Annotated in this window: 3 protein-coding genes; 1 reads left to right on the top strand and 2 read right to left on the bottom strand. The window is 67.2% G+C overall.

Annotated elements, in window-relative coordinates; all coding sequences use genetic code 11:
* Nucleotides 1-97: 97 nt before the first annotated feature.
* On the bottom strand, nucleotides 98-856 hold the full coding sequence (locus MUO23_07135; GenBank protein MCJ7512730.1) for a hypothetical protein: 759 nt from the start codon (nucleotides 854-856) through the stop codon (nucleotides 98-100).
* Nucleotides 857-876: 20 nt separating this feature from the next.
* Nucleotides 877-1053, bottom strand: coding sequence for a hypothetical protein (locus tag MUO23_07140; protein ID MCJ7512731.1), 177 nt, complete (start codon nucleotides 1051-1053; stop codon nucleotides 877-879).
* Nucleotides 1054-1487: 434 nt separating this feature from the next.
* On the opposite strand from MUO23_07140, the gene MUO23_07145 reads away from it, so the two are divergent.
* On the top strand, nucleotides 1488-2115 hold a 628-nt coding region (locus tag MUO23_07145; protein MCJ7512732.1), incomplete at its 3' end, for a rhodanese-like domain-containing protein.

Below are 2115 nucleotides of genomic sequence, written 5' to 3' on the forward strand. Positions count from 1 at the left end.
CCTGCTCTAGCCCTTGAGGGCGGCCTGGCAGGCCGCCTTCGCTTTCCTGCCCACCTTCCGTTTCACGACGACAGCGCCGACCTAGGCAGCGCCCCGGTCATGCGCGGCCGGACCGAGCCCGGCCGCCAGCTCGAATTGAAGGGCGCGAGACGCCCTGGGCGACCTCCACCAACGTTTCAAAGTCCAACGGATCATGCGCGAGCTCGGCCTTCCGCGGACACGACAGCATCAGGCCGAGCCGCTCTCTGCCTGGCACGAGAGGCATCGCCACCCAGCCCGCCCCGCGCTCTGTCCCCAGCCGATGCACTGTGCTCAGGCTACCATCGACTGTCAGGCGGGTCGCCCCGCCTTGAGCCCCCAGATCGTGGATCGCCTCTTCCAGCACGCGCCAGCCCAGGGCGGTTGCATCCGTCATCTCGGCACAACAGCCAACCTGGTCGCCGAATTGACTCCGGGCCTTCACCCTACCAGGCGGATCCTTGAGGGGGCGATCAACGATCGCTTGAAGCCAGATCCTGATCGGGGTGAATGCCGCCGCCACGATCAGCGGGGTGATCACGACGGCTGCGTCGCTCCGTTCTCCCGGGAATGCGACCAACAACCGCTGCCAGAGGCCGACGGCCGCAGTAGATACCCGGGCCAGGATCGCGGCCAGAACGGCGTAGACCAGCGTCCGATGGGCCAGGGTATCGGCCTCGAGCAGCCGGTAGCGTAAGGTGACCGCGGCCACAACTCCCGCAAGGAACAGCAGGCCCGGAGGGGACAGGCCGGGGACGAACCGACCGCTCAGCCCGACCACAGGCAAGTGAGACCAGATCGTTATCGGAAGCAAGGCCAGGGCTTTGCCCAACAGCATCAGCCGCGATTGGCGCGGTATCAGTTGCGACTTGCCGCCCTCTGCTTCCAGATTGGCAGGAGATCGAACCCGCCGAAGACGACATCCGGCGCGGTCCCGGCTTCGAAGTCCGCCATGCACTGCTCATTCAGGTTCTCTGGGTCTGGCGTGCAAGAGAGGCGGAGGCCGGGGTTCTCGGCATGGAAGGTCTCCAGCATCGGCTGCGCTATCGCCCGAAATCAATCCCTGCGCCATTCCTGGACCGCAAGCTGGGCGGTGCTCGCCCGGCGCGTTTCTTCCCCGATCGGACCCGTGGCGCAGGCGGCGAGACCGGCGCCGGCTGCCGAGGCTCCCGTCGCCTTCAGGAATGATCGACGCGAGAACCCGCGCCTGTCCGGGACCCTCATCGCCAACCTCCATGGACCGGGTCGCCATGGGGATTCGCCAGCACCCAAATGGAAGCTCCGGGGTGTGCACCGATTCCGCCGGCAGAGCCAGCGCTGGCCCCGCCCACCGGCCGCCTGGTTTGCCTGGCCTGGCGAAATTATGCATGCGCCCGATTATTCAAGGCCCCTGGAATAGCTTCCCAGGTGGCCCTGCGGGCGCCAACCGGCGGCAGGTCTGGTAGTATCGGTTCCTCGGAGGGACCAGGATGCGACCATCGAGCCCACTACTCTTGCTCGGCCTGACCCTGATGGTTTGGTTTCTCTCCGGGTGCGCTGCCGCGCCAACCCCGCCACTGCCCAGCCCGAGCCCGGAGGTCGTCAGCGTGGAGACCCTGCTGGACGAACGCTACCAGGCCTATCTCTCAGGCATCGAGGCCTACGGCGCCCTCGGGCTCGGGGAGTTCCGGCGCTGGCTTGAAGATGATCCGGCGCCTTTCATCCTGGATGTGCGTACGGCCGAGGAGGCCGAAGCCACGGGGCACATCGCCGGCGCCGTGCGCATTCCGCTGCAGGACCTGGCCAACCGCACCGACCTGTTGCCGGATTTCGACGCCACCATCGTGACCTACTGTGGCAGCGGTTGGCGCTGCACGATGGCCTTGCCCGTCCTGGCCGCGCTCGGCTGGCAGTCCGTTTACACCCTGAAGGATGGCAGCCTGAGCGGGTGGATCTTTCAGGGCTACCCAATTGTCTCGGGCGCTCCTCCCGAGCCCGCGGCCCTCAACGCCGCCCAGCCAGATCCGCGCCTGAGGGCGCACCTGCAGCAGGTCTTGGCGTCCCTCCCCGAGGATGATGGCGCTACCACGCCGGCGCAACTGTCGCAGGCCATGGCCA

It is taken from the genome of Anaerolineales bacterium (assembly GCA_022866145.1).
Lineage (GTDB): Bacteria > Chloroflexota > Anaerolineae > Anaerolineales > E44-bin32 > PFL42.

What these genes read in the sequence shown, in the direction of transcription:
- MUO23_07135 (MCJ7512730.1), bottom strand. Translation starts at nt 856, where the DNA reads ATGCTGTTGGGCAAAGCCCTGGCCTTGCTTCCGATAACGATCTGGTCT.
- MUO23_07140 (MCJ7512731.1), bottom strand. Translation starts at nt 1,053, where the DNA reads ATGCTGGAGACCTTCCATGCCGAGAACCCCGGCCTCCGCCTCTCTTGC.